13 protein-coding genes are annotated in these 13,860 nt (G+C 71.5%); 7 read left to right on the top strand and 6 right to left on the bottom strand.

What is annotated here, in order from left to right; genetic code table 11:
• The first annotated feature begins 84 nt into the window (after positions 1-84).
• The gene (locus C4B68_RS13925; RefSeq protein WP_099499706.1) at positions 85-2,373 is read left to right on the top strand and encodes a peptidoglycan binding domain-containing protein; all 2,289 of its coding nucleotides are present in this window, start codon (positions 85-87) and stop codon (positions 2,371-2,373) included.
• A 132-nt stretch (positions 2,374-2,505) separates the two neighbouring features.
• Here C4B68_RS13925 and C4B68_RS13920 read toward each other — a convergent pair whose 3' ends face one another.
• Entirely contained in the window at positions 2,506-3,411 is a 906-nt protein-coding gene (locus tag C4B68_RS13920) for a transglutaminase family protein (protein ID WP_099499707.1), read from the bottom strand.
• A 17-nt stretch (positions 3,412-3,428) separates the two neighbouring features.
• Positions 3,429-4,535, bottom strand: a complete 1,107-nt coding sequence (locus C4B68_RS13915; RefSeq protein ID WP_099499708.1) for a GNAT family N-acetyltransferase — start codon at positions 4,533-4,535, stop codon at positions 3,429-3,431.
• Between the two features lie 140 nt (positions 4,536-4,675).
• On the opposite strand from C4B68_RS13915, the gene fdxA reads away from it, so the two are divergent.
• Both fdxA and C4B68_RS13905 read left to right on the top strand, forming a co-directional pair.
• Complete coding sequence (gene fdxA / locus C4B68_RS13910) at positions 4,676-4,996, top strand: ferredoxin (protein ID WP_099499709.1); 321 nt, start codon at positions 4,676-4,678, stop codon at positions 4,994-4,996.
• A gap of 113 nt (positions 4,997-5,109) precedes the next feature.
• Entirely contained in the window at positions 5,110-6,219 is a 1,110-nt protein-coding gene (locus tag C4B68_RS13905; protein ID WP_099499710.1) for a bifunctional succinyldiaminopimelate transaminase/glutamate-prephenate aminotransferase, read from the top strand.
• A 263-nt stretch (positions 6,220-6,482) separates the two neighbouring features.
• Here C4B68_RS13905 and C4B68_RS13895 read toward each other — a convergent pair whose 3' ends face one another.
• Together C4B68_RS13895 and C4B68_RS13890 are read right to left on the bottom strand one after the other, a co-directional pair.
• Positions 6,483-6,929 (bottom strand): ATP-binding protein, encoded by a 447-nt coding sequence (locus C4B68_RS13895; RefSeq protein ID WP_099499712.1) that lies wholly within the window; start codon positions 6,927-6,929, stop codon positions 6,483-6,485.
• Between the two features lie 414 nt (positions 6,930-7,343).
• Positions 7,344-8,339: a VldE C-terminal domain-containing protein gene (locus C4B68_RS13890; protein WP_099500013.1), complete on the bottom strand. Its 996-nt coding sequence runs from the start codon at positions 8,337-8,339 to the stop codon at positions 7,344-7,346.
• A 262-nt stretch (positions 8,340-8,601) separates the two neighbouring features.
• Between C4B68_RS13890 and dapE the strand changes: the two genes are divergently transcribed.
• Together dapE and C4B68_RS13880 are read left to right on the top strand one after the other, a co-directional pair.
• The gene (dapE, locus tag C4B68_RS13885; RefSeq protein WP_099499713.1) at positions 8,602-9,681 is read left to right on the top strand and encodes a succinyl-diaminopimelate desuccinylase; all 1,080 of its coding nucleotides are present in this window, start codon (positions 8,602-8,604) and stop codon (positions 9,679-9,681) included.
• Positions 9,682-9,817: 136 nt separating this feature from the next.
• Entirely contained in the window at positions 9,818-10,582 is a 765-nt protein-coding gene (locus C4B68_RS13880; protein WP_099499714.1) for an LOG family protein, read from the top strand.
• A 112-nt stretch (positions 10,583-10,694) separates the two neighbouring features.
• Here C4B68_RS13880 and folP read toward each other — a convergent pair whose 3' ends face one another.
• Positions 10,695-11,555 (bottom strand): dihydropteroate synthase, encoded by an 861-nt coding sequence (folP, locus tag C4B68_RS13875; RefSeq protein ID WP_099499715.1) that lies wholly within the window; start codon positions 11,553-11,555, stop codon positions 10,695-10,697.
• 185 nt (positions 11,556-11,740) lie between these two features.
• Between folP and C4B68_RS13870 the strand changes: the two genes are divergently transcribed.
• The gene (locus tag C4B68_RS13870; RefSeq protein WP_099499716.1) at positions 11,741-12,091 is read left to right on the top strand and encodes a DivIVA domain-containing protein; all 351 of its coding nucleotides are present in this window, start codon (positions 11,741-11,743) and stop codon (positions 12,089-12,091) included.
• An 8-nt stretch (positions 12,092-12,099) separates the two neighbouring features.
• On the top strand, positions 12,100-12,669 hold the full coding sequence (locus C4B68_RS13865) for a DNA-3-methyladenine glycosylase I (protein WP_099499717.1): 570 nt from the start codon (positions 12,100-12,102) through the stop codon (positions 12,667-12,669).
• A gap of 71 nt (positions 12,670-12,740) precedes the next feature.
• On the opposite strand, the gene chcB is transcribed toward C4B68_RS13865, so the two are convergent.
• The gene (gene chcB / locus C4B68_RS13860) at positions 12,741-13,544 is read right to left on the bottom strand and encodes a 2-cyclohexenylcarbonyl CoA isomerase (RefSeq protein ID WP_099499718.1); all 804 of its coding nucleotides are present in this window, start codon (positions 13,542-13,544) and stop codon (positions 12,741-12,743) included.
• Positions 13,545-13,860 lie beyond the last annotated feature (316 nt).

The raw sequence follows: 13,860 nt of genomic DNA, 5'->3' as shown, positions 1-13,860 counted from the left end.
TGGCCAGTATGGTGGTGCGCGCCGCCGAGCTGCCCGAGATGAGGTCGAGTAAACGGGCGGCGGAGCCAACCGGGAGAACCTGCCTTGAGTCGTGAAACTGACAGTTCGTCCTCCGGGCCCAACGGCCGCGGTGGAGCCGCGTACCCGTCGGGGACGCCGCCGTACGGGACCCCCCCGGCTTCCGAAAGCGGTGCCGACGCGGGCCGTTCGGCCACCGGCAAGCCGCCGGGGGACCGCAAGACCGAGACCACGCTGACGACACGGATCCGGATCAACATCCCCGGATCGCGGCCCATCCCGCCCGTCGTCGTCCGCACGCCCGTCGGGGACGCCGACGCGTCCGCCGAGGGTGCCGACAGCGGGCCCGCCGCCCCGGAGCCGCCGCAGGGCGTGAGTGCGCCCACGGGCGCGGCCACCGCCATGGCCACCTCCATGGACGCTTCGGCCGGGGCAGCGGCTCCGGCCCCCGCGGCCGAGGAGAAGACCAGCGACTGGTTCGCGCCACGCAAGTCCGGTGCGCCCAAGGGCGGTCCGGGGGGTGGATCCACCAACGGGGCGGGCCTGCCGGGTGGTTCGGGCGCCGCGGGTGCTCCCGGCGGTACCGCGGGTTCCGTGGGCGCACAGGGCGGGCGCCCTGGTGGCGCCGGCGGAGCGCGGCCGCATGCCGCGAACGGCGCTGGTCCGCTGGGCGCGTCCGGTGGCGGGCGGCCCGGTGGCGCACAGCCCGGTGGGGCGGGCGCACCCCGGCCCGGCGGTGGCGCCACGAACGGTTCCGGGCTGCCCGGTGCCACCGGCGCCGGACCCGTGGCCCCCGGCCACGGTGGCGGCACCGGTTCCTTCGACGTCACCGAGGCGCTGGCCGGCACCGGATCCTTCCCGACGGCCGGACCGGGCAACGGGCACGCCGGTGCGGGGAACGGTCCTGCCGGCCCAGGCAACGGCGGCGAACCGCGCCGCGACGACCTCCCGTACTTCTCCGAGGGCGGGCAGCGCGGCCCCGCGGGCCCGACCGGCGGTCCGGTCACCGGGACCGGCCCGATGGTGCCGCCGGCCGGTCCGGGCGTGGCACCCGGCAGCCTGGCCGCCGGGCCCGGCGCGGGATACGCCGGTCGCGGTCCGGGCGGTCCCGCCGGCGGTACGGGCACCCACGCCACCCAGCGGGCCGGTCTCAGCGGTGGTCTCAGTGACGACACCGCGATCCTCACGCCGCAGAAGCCGGCGCCCGAGCCCGGCGCCGGTGCCTACGGCAGCCCCGCGGGCAACGTCTCCGGGGACACCCTGACCAGCGGCATCCCCGTCGTACCGCCCGCCCAGAACTCCCCGTTCGGGCCGGGCGCGCACACCGACGGCCCGCCGCCGCACACCCCGCCGAAGCTGCCCGAGCCGGTCCAGCAACCGCCGGCCTCGTCGAAGCCGGCGAAGAAGAAGGGCCGCAGCAAGCTGACGCTCCTGGTCGTCGCCCTGGTGGTCCTCGGCGGCGGCGCGTACGGCGCGGGCCTGCTCATGAACCACTCGGACGTGCCCAAGGGCACCACCGTGCTCGGCGTCGACATCGGCGGCGGCACCCGCGACGAGGCCGTCAAGAAGCTCGACGACGCCCTCGGTGACCGTATGAACAAGCCGCTCAAGCTGTCGGTCGAAGGCGACGCCGTCTCGCTCAAGCCGGACCAGGCCGGGCTCCAGCTCGACAGCCAGGCCACGGTCCGCGCCGCCGCGGGCAGCGACTACAACCCCATCTCGGTGATCGGTTCGCTGTTCGGCCAGGGGCGCGTCGTCGAGCCCGTGATGCCCGTCGACGAGGAGAAGCTGCAGGCCGCCCTGGAGCGCGCCGCGGGCGGCGCCGGTTCGGCGGTCGACGGCTCGATCAAGTTCCAGCCGGGCAAGGCCACACCCGTGTACGGCAAGGCGGGCGAGGGCATCGACATCGCGTCGTCGACGAAGGCCGTGGAGGAGGCGTACCGCGCACAGGTGGAGACCGGTACGACCGCGCCGGTGAAGGTCGCCACCAAGATCCGTCAGCCTACGGTCGCGAAGGCCGAGGTCGACCGGATGATGACGAAGTTCGCCAACGTCGCGATGTCCGCGAACGTGACGGTCCAGACGGATGCCGCCCACACCATCTCGTTCAGCCCGGAGAACTCCATCTGGAAGTTCCTGAGCGTGCGCGCGGTGAACGGCAAGCTCGTCGAGCACTACGACCTCGCCGTCCTGAAGGAGCTGTACGGCGGTGCCTTCGACGGTGTCACGATCACCAAGGGCAACGGCAGCAAGAAGCCGGTGAGCCCGCAGGACGTGGCCTCGGCACTGGGCAAGGCGCTGCGCGGCACGACGCCTGCGGACCGGATCGTCACGATCTCAACGAACCCCAGCTGAGTTTCAGCCCGTCCGGCGTTTGGGACGAGCGCGAAGCGCGATAGGGGGTCGGGGGGCAGAGCCCCCCAGATACGGGACGGGCAGGGGCGGAGGGGGCGAAAAAACCGGCAGCGCATCGCCCCCACGCCGCCGTCAGTTGAGCATCGCCCGAGCCGCCTGCGCCTGCTGGCGGAGGCGACGCGCGGCCGGCTCGTCAACGGCGCCCACCACATCGGCGTACGCGTCGAGTTCGGCGGCACCCGCGAGGAAGTCACCGCACTGGACGAGGAGTTGCGCGCGCTCGTAGCGCAGCCGGGCGGGGTGTGACGGCAGCAGCAGGGACAGCTCGACGGCCCACAGTGCGACGTCCGCCCGCTCGGGCCGGGCGGCCGCCCAGGCGCGGACGTTGTTCAGGACGCGCAGGACGACGTCGAGCGGATCGGCGGGGGAGAGCATCGCGGGGTCGAGCGGCGCACCGGTCGCCCCCGCGACGAGCAGTTCCGCGTCGGACCCGGTGAGCACGCGCCCGCCGTCGAAGGGATCGGCCAGCACCTGCTGCTGGAAGAAATCACTGAGTGAAGCCCCTTGAGTTCCTTGCGGGGTGGCGGCCGGGTGCGGCGGCCCGAAGCCGACGACGAAGTGCCCGGGCAGAGCGACCCCGTACACCGGCGCCCCGGCCCGCCGCGCGACCTCCATCCACACCACGGACAACAGGATGGGCAGCCCACGCCGCCGCCGCAGCACCTCGTGCAGCAGCGACGACTCCAGCCGCTGATAGTCGGCCGGCGCGCCCCGGAACCCGCAGCGCCCGCCGAGCAGCTCCCCGAGCGCGGCCGCCCAGGACCGCGGCCCGCCCGGACGGAACGGCAGCTGCCCCGCCAGCCGGTCCAGCTCGATCTGCGCCGCGTCCATCCCGGTCTCGTCCAGCGTTCCGTCCCCGGCGGCCCCCACCAGCAGACACAGCACCGCCAGATCGGGCCGCTCGGCCCGTGCCTCGTCGGCGAACCGCCGCCGCACCTCGGCGGCCCGCTCCGGCTCCGGTGGCTGAGGGGAACGCATAGCCGGTTCGTGCCCTTTCACACCGATCGATACGGGTCGCCGACCCCGGAACCGCCATCCGCCGCACCGGATCCCGGGATCCACCGGTAGTGGTGGTACGCGTGATGCGGCCCGAAGCCCATCCCCGCGTACATCGCCCGCGCCTCAGTATTCTCCTCCTCCACCTGGAGCCAGGCAGCCGAGGCGCCCTCGTCCAGGGCCCGGCGGGCCAGGGCGGCCATCACGGCGGTGGCGAGACCCTGGCGGCGGCGGGCCGGGTCGACCTCGACGGCCGCGAAACCGGCCCAGCGGCCGTCGACCACGCACCGTCCGATCGCGGCCGGGGGTTCCCCCTCCGCGCCGGGCACCGTCGCGAACCACACCGAGGGCCCGCTGCCCAGCACCCGCAGAGCCACGTCGCTCAGCCCCTTGCGCTGGTAGCGGCCCAGCCAAGCGTCGTCCGCCTCGCGGGACAGCACGACTTCCGGCGCCTTCCGGTCCCCGGCCGGAGCGTCGGACACCTCCAGATCCCCGATCGGCGCGTCGGACACCTCCAGATCCCCGATCGGCGCGAGCGAGCCGATCCACAGCTCGGCCGTCACCTCACGCGTCCAGCCGCGCGCCTCCAGCTCCGCGCACAGCAGCTCCTGCGCGCCCTCGGCGCCGGTCGCGGTCTGGATGTACGCGGGCAGGCCACGGGCGGCGTACCAGCCCCGTACGTACGTCAGCGCCTCGTCCAGCGGCACGCCGGGGTCTCCGAGCGGCAGGACGGAGTTGGCGCGCCGGGTGAACCCGGAGGCCGCCCGCAGCTCCCACGCGCCGAGCCGCTCGCTCTCCCCCGGCCGCCACGCCCGCGCCGCGACCCGCGCCAGCTCCTCGTACGAGGCTGCCGGGCCCCGCCGACGCGCCGGAGCGGCCGGGACGACCTTGCCCGCGACCAGCGAGGATTCCGCGATCTGGACCATTTCGCCGGTCCGTCGTGTGATCAGCAGCACACCCTTGTCCCATGATGTGAGAACACCAACCGTGTCGGTGAACTTCTCACCCTCGGCGACATCTTTGATCATCCGCCGAACAGAGACACGTTTGCCCACGTCAGCAGCGGTGATACGGACCTCGAGGCGGCCGGAAGCTGAGATTTCCACAGGTCAGTTCACCCCTCCTGTTCGGATCATGCCCAAGAACGGAGATACTAGGGGCGGGCATCGACAACGCCGCGCTCCCGCGCGCCAGGCGGCGGAGCCTACGGAGGCCCGCCAGCGCCCTATCGAGGAGGAACGACAGCGTGACCTACGTCATCGCGCAGCCTTGTGTCGACGTCAAGGACAAGGCGTGCATCGAGGAGTGCCCGGTCGACTGCATCTACGAGGGCTCCCGGGCTTTGTACATCCACCCGGACGAATGCGTCGACTGTGGAGCCTGTGAGCCGGTATGCCCGGTCGAGGCGATCTTCTACGAAGACGACACTCCCGAAGAGTGGAAGGACTACTACAAGGCGAACGTCGAGTTCTTCGACGAGCTCGGCTCGCCCGGCGGCGCCAGCAAGCTCGGCCTGATCGAGCGTGACCACCCCTTCATCGCCGCGCTGCCGCCGCAGAACCAGTAAGCGGCCCGCACAGACGCGCCGCCTCGGTCCCGTACGGCCTGATCGCCTTGATCGCCGTACGGGACCGAGGCGTTTGCCGTACGAGCGAGTACAGAGAAAGTGAGCCCGATCCCGTGTCCGCAGTCTCCGACCGGCTTCCCGCCTTCCCCTGGGACAAGCTGGAGCCCTACAAGGCGACGGCCGCCGCTCACCCGGACGGCATCGTCGACCTGTCCGTCGGCACCCCGGTCGACCCGGTGCCCGAGCTGATCCAGAAAGCCCTGGTCGCGGCCGCGGACTCGCCGGGCTACCCCACGGTGTGGGGCACGCCCGAGCTGCGGGACGCGATCACGGGCTGGGTGCGGCGACGGCTCGGCGCGCGGGATGTCACCCACCGCCATGTGCTCCCGATCGTCGGCTCCAAGGAACTGGTCGCCTGGCTCCCGACCCAGCTGGGCCTGGGCCCCGGCACTGCGACATCCAAAGACGTGGTCGCCTACCCGCGCCTGGCGTACCCGACGTACGAGGTCGGCGCGCGGCTGGCCCGGGCGGACCACGTGGTCTACGACGACCCGACCGAACTGGACCCGACGGACCTGAAGCTCCTGTGGCTGAACTCCCCGTCGAACCCGACCGGCAAGGTCCTCTCCGCCCCGGAACTCGCCCGGATCGTCGCGTGGGCCCGCGAGCACGGCGTCCTGCTCTTCTCCGACGAGTGCTACCTGGAGCTGGGCTGGGAGGCCGACCCGGTCTCGGTCCTGCACCCGGACGTGTGCGGCGGCTCGTACGAGGGGATCGTCTCGGTCCACTCCCTCTCGAAGCGCTCGAACCTGGCCGGCTACCGCGCCGCGTTTCTCGCGGGTGACCCCGCCGTCCTCGGCGACCTCCTCCAGATCCGCAAGCACGGCGGCATGATGACGTCCGCGCCGACCCAGGCCGCGGTCGTCGCCGCCCTGTCGGACGACACCCACGTCCGAGAACAGCGCGAGCGCTACGCAGCCCGCCGCACCGCCCTCCGCGACGCCCTCCTCCGGCACGGGTTCCGCATCGAACACAGCGAGGCGAGCCTCTACCTCTGGGCCACCCGGGAGGAGTCCTGCTGGACCACGGTGGCCCACCTGGCAGACCTGGGCATCCTGGTGGCCCCCGGCGACTTCTACGGCGAGGCAGGCGAAAAGTTCGTACGAGTGGCCCTGACAGCGACGGACGAGCGAGTGGCGGCAGCGGTCGAACGCCTGGGGTGACCACTGTGGGCAGTCGTTCCGCAGGTACCGCTGTGGGCAGTCGTTCCGCAGGTACCGCTGTGGGCGGTCGTTCCGCAGGGCGATGGGGGTCCCCCCGCTCGAGCGAAGCCGAGAGTGGGGGAGGGTGGGCACAGCCTGCAGTGCCGGGTGCGGTGTAAACGGGGCCAGCCCCAGCCGGGGGGGCCAGCCAAACGGGGGTCCAGGGAACACCTTCCCTGGACCCCCGGTCGCCGTACCGACGCGGCGTCAGCGGGGCGGCGGCGTCAGCCAAGCGGCAGACCCTTCAGCGGCAGCTGGTCGGCCGGAAGCCCCCTTTGGGTGACGGCGTCCGTCGGAAGACCACCACCCGTGGCGGTCTTCGCGGTGTCACCCAGCAGACCCCCGGCCTCCCCCGCCGCATCCCCGGCCGCCTTCTGCGCGGCCGGCGTCGCCGTCTTGGCGACCTTGCCACCGGTCTTGCCCGCGGCCGGCACCGCCTTCTTGACAGCGTTTCCGCCGGCCGTGCCCGCGAGCCCGGTGACGTTCTGCGTCGCACCGTCGACCGTGTTGCCGACCTGCGCCCCGTCCAGGGCGGTCAGCCCGCCGAGGTTGGGGGTGGCCGGCAGCGCGGTCGCCGCTCCGGCGGAGCCGGCCGCACCGACCACGGGCGCCGCTCCCGCTGCGATGAGCAGCGCGGCACGGGCGATCCGGCGGGTCAGGGGGAGGGACATGATGCTCCTTAGACGGGAGAGAACGTTGAAGTGTCCGACCGTGCCCAGGAGTTGACCGGCTGGCTGCCGACCGATCGTCACCGACTGTCGATCGTCGTCGGTGATCGTTCCGGGCTCGGACGCAGTGACTACCGCTCGAAGCCCGCGAAGGTTGCGGTGGCCCGACGTAAAGAGTTGGTAATGCGTCGCATTATCAGCTGCGGATAAAAGCGGGCAAAAAACACCCAGTCGGAAAGTCTGCCGAATCCTTACGGCCCTTGGTTTTCAAGGGATTCGACGGAGGTGAGGGTGACCGCGCGAAAACCTGCGCACATCGTCGACCCCGGCGCGATCGGCCTCACCCTCACGGGTGAGGCCCCGTACTGCTGCCCGGTGACGATTCGGACCTGTCCTGTCCAGCGGCGACGCGGACTTCTACTGGCCGGTGACGATGCGGACCTCGGCGGCGGACTCCCCCGCGGCCGAGCCCCCCTTCGCGTCGGACGTGCGCCACCCGCTGCCGGCGCTCCCGGCGGTCCACTGCCGCCCCGCGTACGACACCCGCTCGATGTGCAGCGCCGAGGAGTTGGCCACGGCCCAGTGTGCGAGCTCCCAACCCCGCTGCCGTACGCCGGTCTTGGCGGTGGAGTCCTCGCGCACGGGGACGGTCACGGTCCGGCTCGCCCCGCTCGGGGAGGGCGAGGCCGCGGTCGAGGCGGACGCCGCGGCAGAGGCGCCCTCAGCGCCCTGGGCGCCCACGGCGGCTCCCGCCTCCTGCAGCACCTCGCGCCCGAAGTCCCGTACCAGCGCGGCCCGCACCGAGTCCGTACCGCCCGCCGGGGTCGCGTCGGGGCGCCCCTCGCAGGTCAGCGTGGCCGCCGCGCGGCCGGTCAGGGCGGCGGCGAGCAGCGTGGCGTCCGGCTCGTGCTTCGCGTACGCCTGCGGAAAGCCGCTGCGCTGCACGCGCTGGGCGGCGACGGTGAGCGGCAGCCGCGAATAGCCCGGCACCTTGGCCAGGTGCTCGTAGAAGATGTTCGCCGCGTACGTCGGGTCCATGATCTGCTTCGGCGTCCCCCAGCCCTGCGAGGGCCGCTGTTGGAACAGGCCGAGCGAGTCACGGTCGCCGTGCTTGATGTTGCGCAGCGCCGACTCCTGGAGGGCGGTCGCGAGAGCGATGGTCACGGCGCGCTCGGGCATACCGCGGGAGGTGCCGACCGCCGAGATCGTCGCCGCGTTCACCGCCTGCTCCGGTGTGAACTCGTACGACGCCCCGTCGCCCTTGCCCGAGACGACCGTGCACCTGGGCACGCCGGTGCCTTCCGTGAGGTACTGCACGGCGAGATAGCCCGCGACCGCGAGCAGGACCACGAAGGCCGCCCCGAGACGGAGGAGGCGGCCACGCCGGACGGGAGTGGGGGACGGCTCTGACACGACGTACAAGGTACTGGAGCCCTCTGTCGGCGGGGTGTGAGGTTGTGAACAACAGAGCTATCACGCGGAACATCCTCGACACTCGAGGTGTCCGGGATATCCGGAACATTCGGGAAATTGACCCATGGACGGAACCCGACGGCGCCCGACGGGAACGGCTGCGCTGCACGGGACCGGGGAGCGACCGGGGAAGGGGGAGGAGCGGTCGGCCCCCGTCCGCGTCGTTGGCACGACCCGCAGGACAGGCCCTAGGGTCGACGGCATGGCCGACACCCCGATTGACCTCACCCTGGACGCTGCCGAGCTCACCGCGCAGCTCGTCGACTTCCCTTCGGAGAGCGGCAGCGAGAAGCCGCTCGCCGACGCCGTCGAGGCCGCCCTGCGCGCCCTGCCGCATCTGACGGTCGACCGGTACGGCAACAACGTCGTGGCGCGGACGAATCTGGGCCGCGCCGAGCGCGTCATCCTCGCCGGCCACATCGACACCGTGCCCATCGCCGACAACGTCCCCTCCCGCCTCGACGAGGACGGCGTCCTGTGGGGCTGCGGCACCTGCGACATGAAGGCCGGCGTGGCGGTCCAGCTCCGCATCGCGGCCACGGTGCGGGCCCCTAACCGTGACCTCACCTTCGTCTTCTACGACAACGAAGAGGTCGCGGCACACCTGAACGGTCTGAAGCATGTGGCCGACGTCCACCCCGAGTGGCTAGAGGGTGACTTCGCGGTCCTCTTGGAGCCTTCGGACGGTCAGGTCGAGGGCGGCTGCCAGGGCACGCTGCGGGTGCTGCTGAAGACGAAGGGCGAGCGTGCCCACTCCGCCCGCGGCTGGATGGGCTCGAACGCGATCCACGCGGCGGCCCCGATCCTGGCGCGCCTGGCCTCGTACGTGCCCCGCTACCCGGTGATCGACGGCCTGGAGTACCGCGAGGGCCTGAACGCGGTCGGTATTTCGGGTGGGGTGGCCGGAAACGTGATCCCCGACGAGTGCGTGGTGACGGTCAACTTCCGCTATGCGCCGGACCGGTCCGAGGAGGAGGCGATCGCGCACGTCCGCGAGGCCTTCGCGGACTGCGGAGTCGAGGAGTTCGTGGTCGACGACCACAGCGGCGGGGCCCTCCCCGGCTTCTCCCACCCGGCGGCCGCCGCCTTCATCGAGGCGGTCGGCGGCACCCCGCAGCCCAAGTACGGCTGGACGGACGTATCCCGCTTCAGCGGGCTCGGCATCCCGGCGGTCAACTACGGTCCGGGCAACCCGCATTTGGCGCACAAGCGCGACGAGCGCGTGGAGACGGCGAAGATCCTCGCGGGCGAGGAGCGGCTGCGCGCCTGGCTGACCTCGTGAACCCGTGAACCTCCCGCCGAGCGCGAGCGCGAGCGTCCGGCCCGGGCAGTGCGCGGCGGACATATTTACGTCCCCCCTCCGTAACCCGCGTGGATCTACGCTGGGGTGGAACCACCCGCAAGTGGAGGGAGCGGACATGGCCACTGGCAACCCCGAGGGCGAGAAGGTGCCACCCGAGGAGCAGCGGCTCGGGCCGGTGCTGCGCAGGCGGAGTCAGGTGCAGGCGAGCACCACGGACCAACGCCTCCTGGACGCGGGCGGCCCTTCCGACTGGGTGCACACCGACCCCTGGCGAGTGCTGCGCATCCAGTCGGAGTTCATCGAAGGCTTCGGCACGCTCGCCGAACTCCCTCCCGCCATCAGTGTCTTCGGGTCCTCCCGTACGCCGGTGGACTCACCCGAGTACAAGACGGGAGTCGCCCTCGGGCGGGGCCTGGTCGAGGCCGGCTTCGCCGTGATCACCGGCGGCGGGCCGGGCGCCATGGAGGCCGCCAACAAGGGCGCCTGCGAGGCGAACGGCATCTCCGTCGGCCTCGGCATCGAGCTCCCGTTCGAGCAGGGCCTCAACCCCTACGTCGACATCGGCCTCAACTTCCGGTACTTCTTCGTCCGCAAGATGATGTTCGTCAAGTACGCGCAGGGTTTCGTCGTCCTGCCGGGCGGCCTCGGAACCCTCGACGAACTCTTCGAGGCGCTCACCCTCGTCCAGACCCAGAAGGTCACCCGCTTCCCCATCGTCCTGTTCGACACGGCGTACTGGGGCGGTCTCGTCGACTGGCTCAAGAACACCGTGATCGCCCAGGGCAAGGCCTCCGAGAAGGACCTCCTCCTGTTCCACCTGACGGACGACGTGGAAGAGGCGGTGGCCCTGGTCTCGAAGGAGGCGGGCAGGGACGGCTGAGAATCAGCCCCTCCGGCGTTTGAGGAGCGGGGTCTGGGGCGCTGCATCCGTCAGCGGCTCCGCCGCGGGCCCAGGTCGGGACGGGTAGGGGCGGAGGGGGCGAAAAACCCCTCTACGCCAGCCCCCGCCGTGCGACAGCCGGTGGCCGGTGCCCGGCAATGGACGCCACCATGTCCAGCACCTGCCGCGTCTCCGCGACTTCGTGGACGCGGTAGACCTGGGCACCGAGCCACGCCGAGACGGCGGTCGTCGCCAGCGTCCCCACCACCCGCTCCTTCACCGGCTTGTCGAGCGTCTCGCCGACGAAGTCCTTGTTGGAGAGGGAGACGAGCACGGGCCACCCCGTCTCAACCATCTCCCCGAGCCGTCGCGTCGCCTCCAGACTGTGCCGCGTGTTCTTCCCGAAGTCGTGCCCAGGGTCGATGAGCACGGACTCACCCGGCACCCCCAAGGCCACCGCACGCTCGGCCAGCCCCAGCGTCACCCGCAGGATGTCGGCCATGACATCGTCGTACGCGATCCGGTGCGGACGCGTACGCGGCTCGGCCCCGCCGGCGTGGGTGCACACCAGCCCCACCCCATACCGCGCGGCCACCTCCGCGAGCCGCGGATCGACTCCGCCCCAGGCGTCGTTGAGAAGATCCGCCCCGGCTTCGCACACGGCCTCGCCGACCTCGTGACGCCAGGTGTCGACGCTGATGATGACGTCGGGGAAGCGCCGGCGCACCTCGGCGACGAAGCCGACCGTACGGCGCGCCTCCTCCTCGGCGGTCACCTCTTCGCCCGGCCCGGCCTTGACCCCACCGATGTCGACGATGGCGGCACCCTCCGCCACCGCGCGCTCCACGCGCGCGAGCGCCGGCTCGTCGTGGAAGGTGGCCCCCTGGTCGTAGAAGGAGTCAGGAGTCCGGTTCACGATCGCCATGATCACCGGCTCGTGCGGTTCGAATTCACGCTTGCCGAGCCTGAGCATCCCCTGTGACCTCTCTTAGTAAGTCCCGCTGATCAGCCGCCTGTGACCTTACTGATCAGCCGCCTGCGACCTTAACTGTCAGACTCGCATGGCACGATCGGACCTGACACTTTCAGCATCAGGCAGCTTCCGTACTTCCGCGCCGGCGCACCGCGCGTCGGCACCAGAGCGTGGGGACCTCAGCGATGTTCATGTTCTTGTTCCTGGTCGTCGCGCTCGCCGTCGTGGTCGCCGCGGTGACACTGTCCGTGGTGGGCGGCGGCGAGGGCGCCCCCCTTCCCGAGGCCGTGCCCGAGCGGCTGGTGGACGCGCTGCCGTACGACCGGCCGGTGAACCGGGAGGACGTGGAGGCGCTGCGCTTCCCCGTCGTCGTACGCGGCTACCGCATGGCGGACGTCGATGACGCGCTGGGCCGTCTCGGCGCCGAGATCGCCGAGCGGGACGCCCGGATCGCCGACCTGGAGGCCGCGCTCGCCGGTGCCCGCGCGAGCGCCGCCGCTTCGCTGCGGAAGCCGACCGAGGAGGACCAGCGGTGAGTGAAGCAATGGCCGGGCCCGACGGCACGCGGCGCTGCCTCTGGGCGCTGTCGGCCGAAGACTATGTGGCGTACCACGACGAGGAGTGGGGCCGCCCGGTCCGCGGCGACGACGCGCTGTACGAAAGGCTCTGCCTGGAGGCCTTCCAGTCGGGCCTGTCCTGGATCACGATCCTGCGCCGTCGCACGGGCTTCCGCGCCGCCTTCGCCGACTTCCAGATCGCCAAGGTCGCGACCTTCACGGACGCCGACAAGGAGCGTCTGCTCGCCGACCCGGGCATCATCCGCAACCGCGCCAAGATCGAGGCGACGGTGGCCAACGCGCGCGTGCTGGCCGACTGGTCGCCGGGCGAGCTCGACGAGCTGATCTGGTCCTTCGCCCCCGATCCGGCCTCGCGCCCGGCCCCGAAGCGCCTGGCCGACGTCCCGGCCGTGACGGACGAGTCGACGGCCCTCTCCAAGGCGCTCAAGAAGCGCGGCATCCGCTTCGTGGGCCCGACGACGGCGTACGCCTTGATGCAGGCGTGCGGCTTGGTGAACGACCACTTGGAGGACTGCGGGTTTCGAAGCGCGCGGTAACGGGAGCGCCCGATGAGGGGCGCGGAGAACTGCGCGACAAGCCACAGGCGGCCCGCAGTTCCCGCGAACCGTCACCGCCCCAGGTACTTGGGCTTCTCCTTGTTCACGAACGCCTGCACAGCGATCGTGTGGTCTTCTGAGCCCCCCGCCCGCGCCTGAAGCTCGTCCTCTTTCTCCAGGGACTCGTCCAAGGAGTGGGAGAGAGAGTAGGCGAGGGACTCCTTGAGGGCCGCGTACGCCAGCGTCGGCCCCTCTGCCAGCGCCCGTGCCACCTTCTCCGCCTCGCTGCGCAACTCGGCGGAGGGGACGAGCCGGTTCGCGATCCCCAGCTCGTACGCCTCCTGGGCGGTGATGCTGCGCGGGAAGAGCAGCAGGTCGGCGGCGCGGCTGGGCCCGATGACCCGGGGCAGCGTCCAGGAGATCCCGGAGTCGGCGGTTAGCGCGACCCCGGCGAAGGACGTGTTGAAGGCGGCGGTGTCCGCGACGATCCGGTAGTCAGCGGCGAGGGCGAAGCCGAAGCCCGCTCCGGCCGCGACGCCGTTCACCGCGGCGACCACGGGCTTCGCGGCGCCGGTCAGGGCCCGCACGATGGGGTTGTAGTGCTCGCGCACGGTGCTCATCGTGCGGCCGGAACCGGACTGCTTCTCGTCGGCCAGGAGCCGGATGTGCTCCTTGAGGTCCTGCCCCACACAGAAGGCCCGGTCCCCGGCGGCGGTGAGCAGGATGGCCCGTACGTCCCCGTCCGCCGCGGCCGCCTGGGCCGCGTCCCGGAAGGCGACCTTGGTCGCGATGTCCATCGCGTTCATCGCCTCGGGGCGGTTCAGCGTGATCGTCGCGAGTCCGTCGTTCACCTCGTAGAGCACGGTGTCGGCCATGGCGGTCCCCTCGGTGTCGCGGCTCCGTCGTACCGGGCGGTACGTCCTGTGTCAGATGACAGCATGGCGGAGATCACCGACAGAGGCGCGGGCCCGACATATGACCTGTGTCAAAGAATTCCGCGCCCCGGAAGTCCATGCGGCGACGCAGTATCGCAGCCACATCGCCGAATTGTGTGGTTTTGCTCAAGCGCGTTGCGCAAGCGATGCCGACTGATGTTGGTCATCGGGTCCTGAGATGCGGGATAATGGCCTGGAAGCAATGTGTTCGATGCCGGTGACGCGTGTCCTATGAGGGGGCGTGCGTGCCCTCCAA

Origin of the sequence: Streptomyces dengpaensis (assembly GCF_002946835.1) — a bacterium.
Lineage (GTDB): Bacteria > Actinomycetota > Actinomycetes > Streptomycetales > Streptomycetaceae > Streptomyces > Streptomyces dengpaensis.
The sequence above is the reverse complement of the archived record's forward strand: the minus strand, read 5'-3'. Positions and strand labels throughout refer to the sequence as shown.

What these genes read in the sequence shown, in the direction of transcription:
- C4B68_RS13920 (WP_099499707.1), bottom strand. Translation starts at nt 3,411, where the DNA reads ATGCGTTCCCCTCAGCCACCGGAGCCGGAGCGGGCCGCCGAGGTGCGG.
- C4B68_RS13895 (WP_099499712.1), bottom strand. Translation starts at nt 6,929, where the DNA reads ATGTCCCTCCCCCTGACCCGCCGGATCGCCCGTGCCGCGCTGCTCATC.
- dapE (WP_099499713.1), top strand. Translation starts at nt 8,602, where the DNA reads ATGGCCGACACCCCGATTGACCTCACCCTGGACGCTGCCGAGCTCACC.
- C4B68_RS13880 (WP_099499714.1), top strand. Translation starts at nt 9,818, where the DNA reads ATGGCCACTGGCAACCCCGAGGGCGAGAAGGTGCCACCCGAGGAGCAG.
- folP (WP_099499715.1), bottom strand. Translation starts at nt 11,555, where the DNA reads ATGCTCAGGCTCGGCAAGCGTGAATTCGAACCGCACGAGCCGGTGATC.
- C4B68_RS13870 (WP_099499716.1), top strand. Translation starts at nt 11,741, where the DNA reads ATGTTCATGTTCTTGTTCCTGGTCGTCGCGCTCGCCGTCGTGGTCGCC.
- C4B68_RS13865 (WP_099499717.1), top strand. Translation starts at nt 12,100, where the DNA reads ATGGCCGGGCCCGACGGCACGCGGCGCTGCCTCTGGGCGCTGTCGGCC.
- chcB (WP_099499718.1), bottom strand. Translation starts at nt 13,544, where the DNA reads ATGGCCGACACCGTGCTCTACGAGGTGAACGACGGACTCGCGACGATC.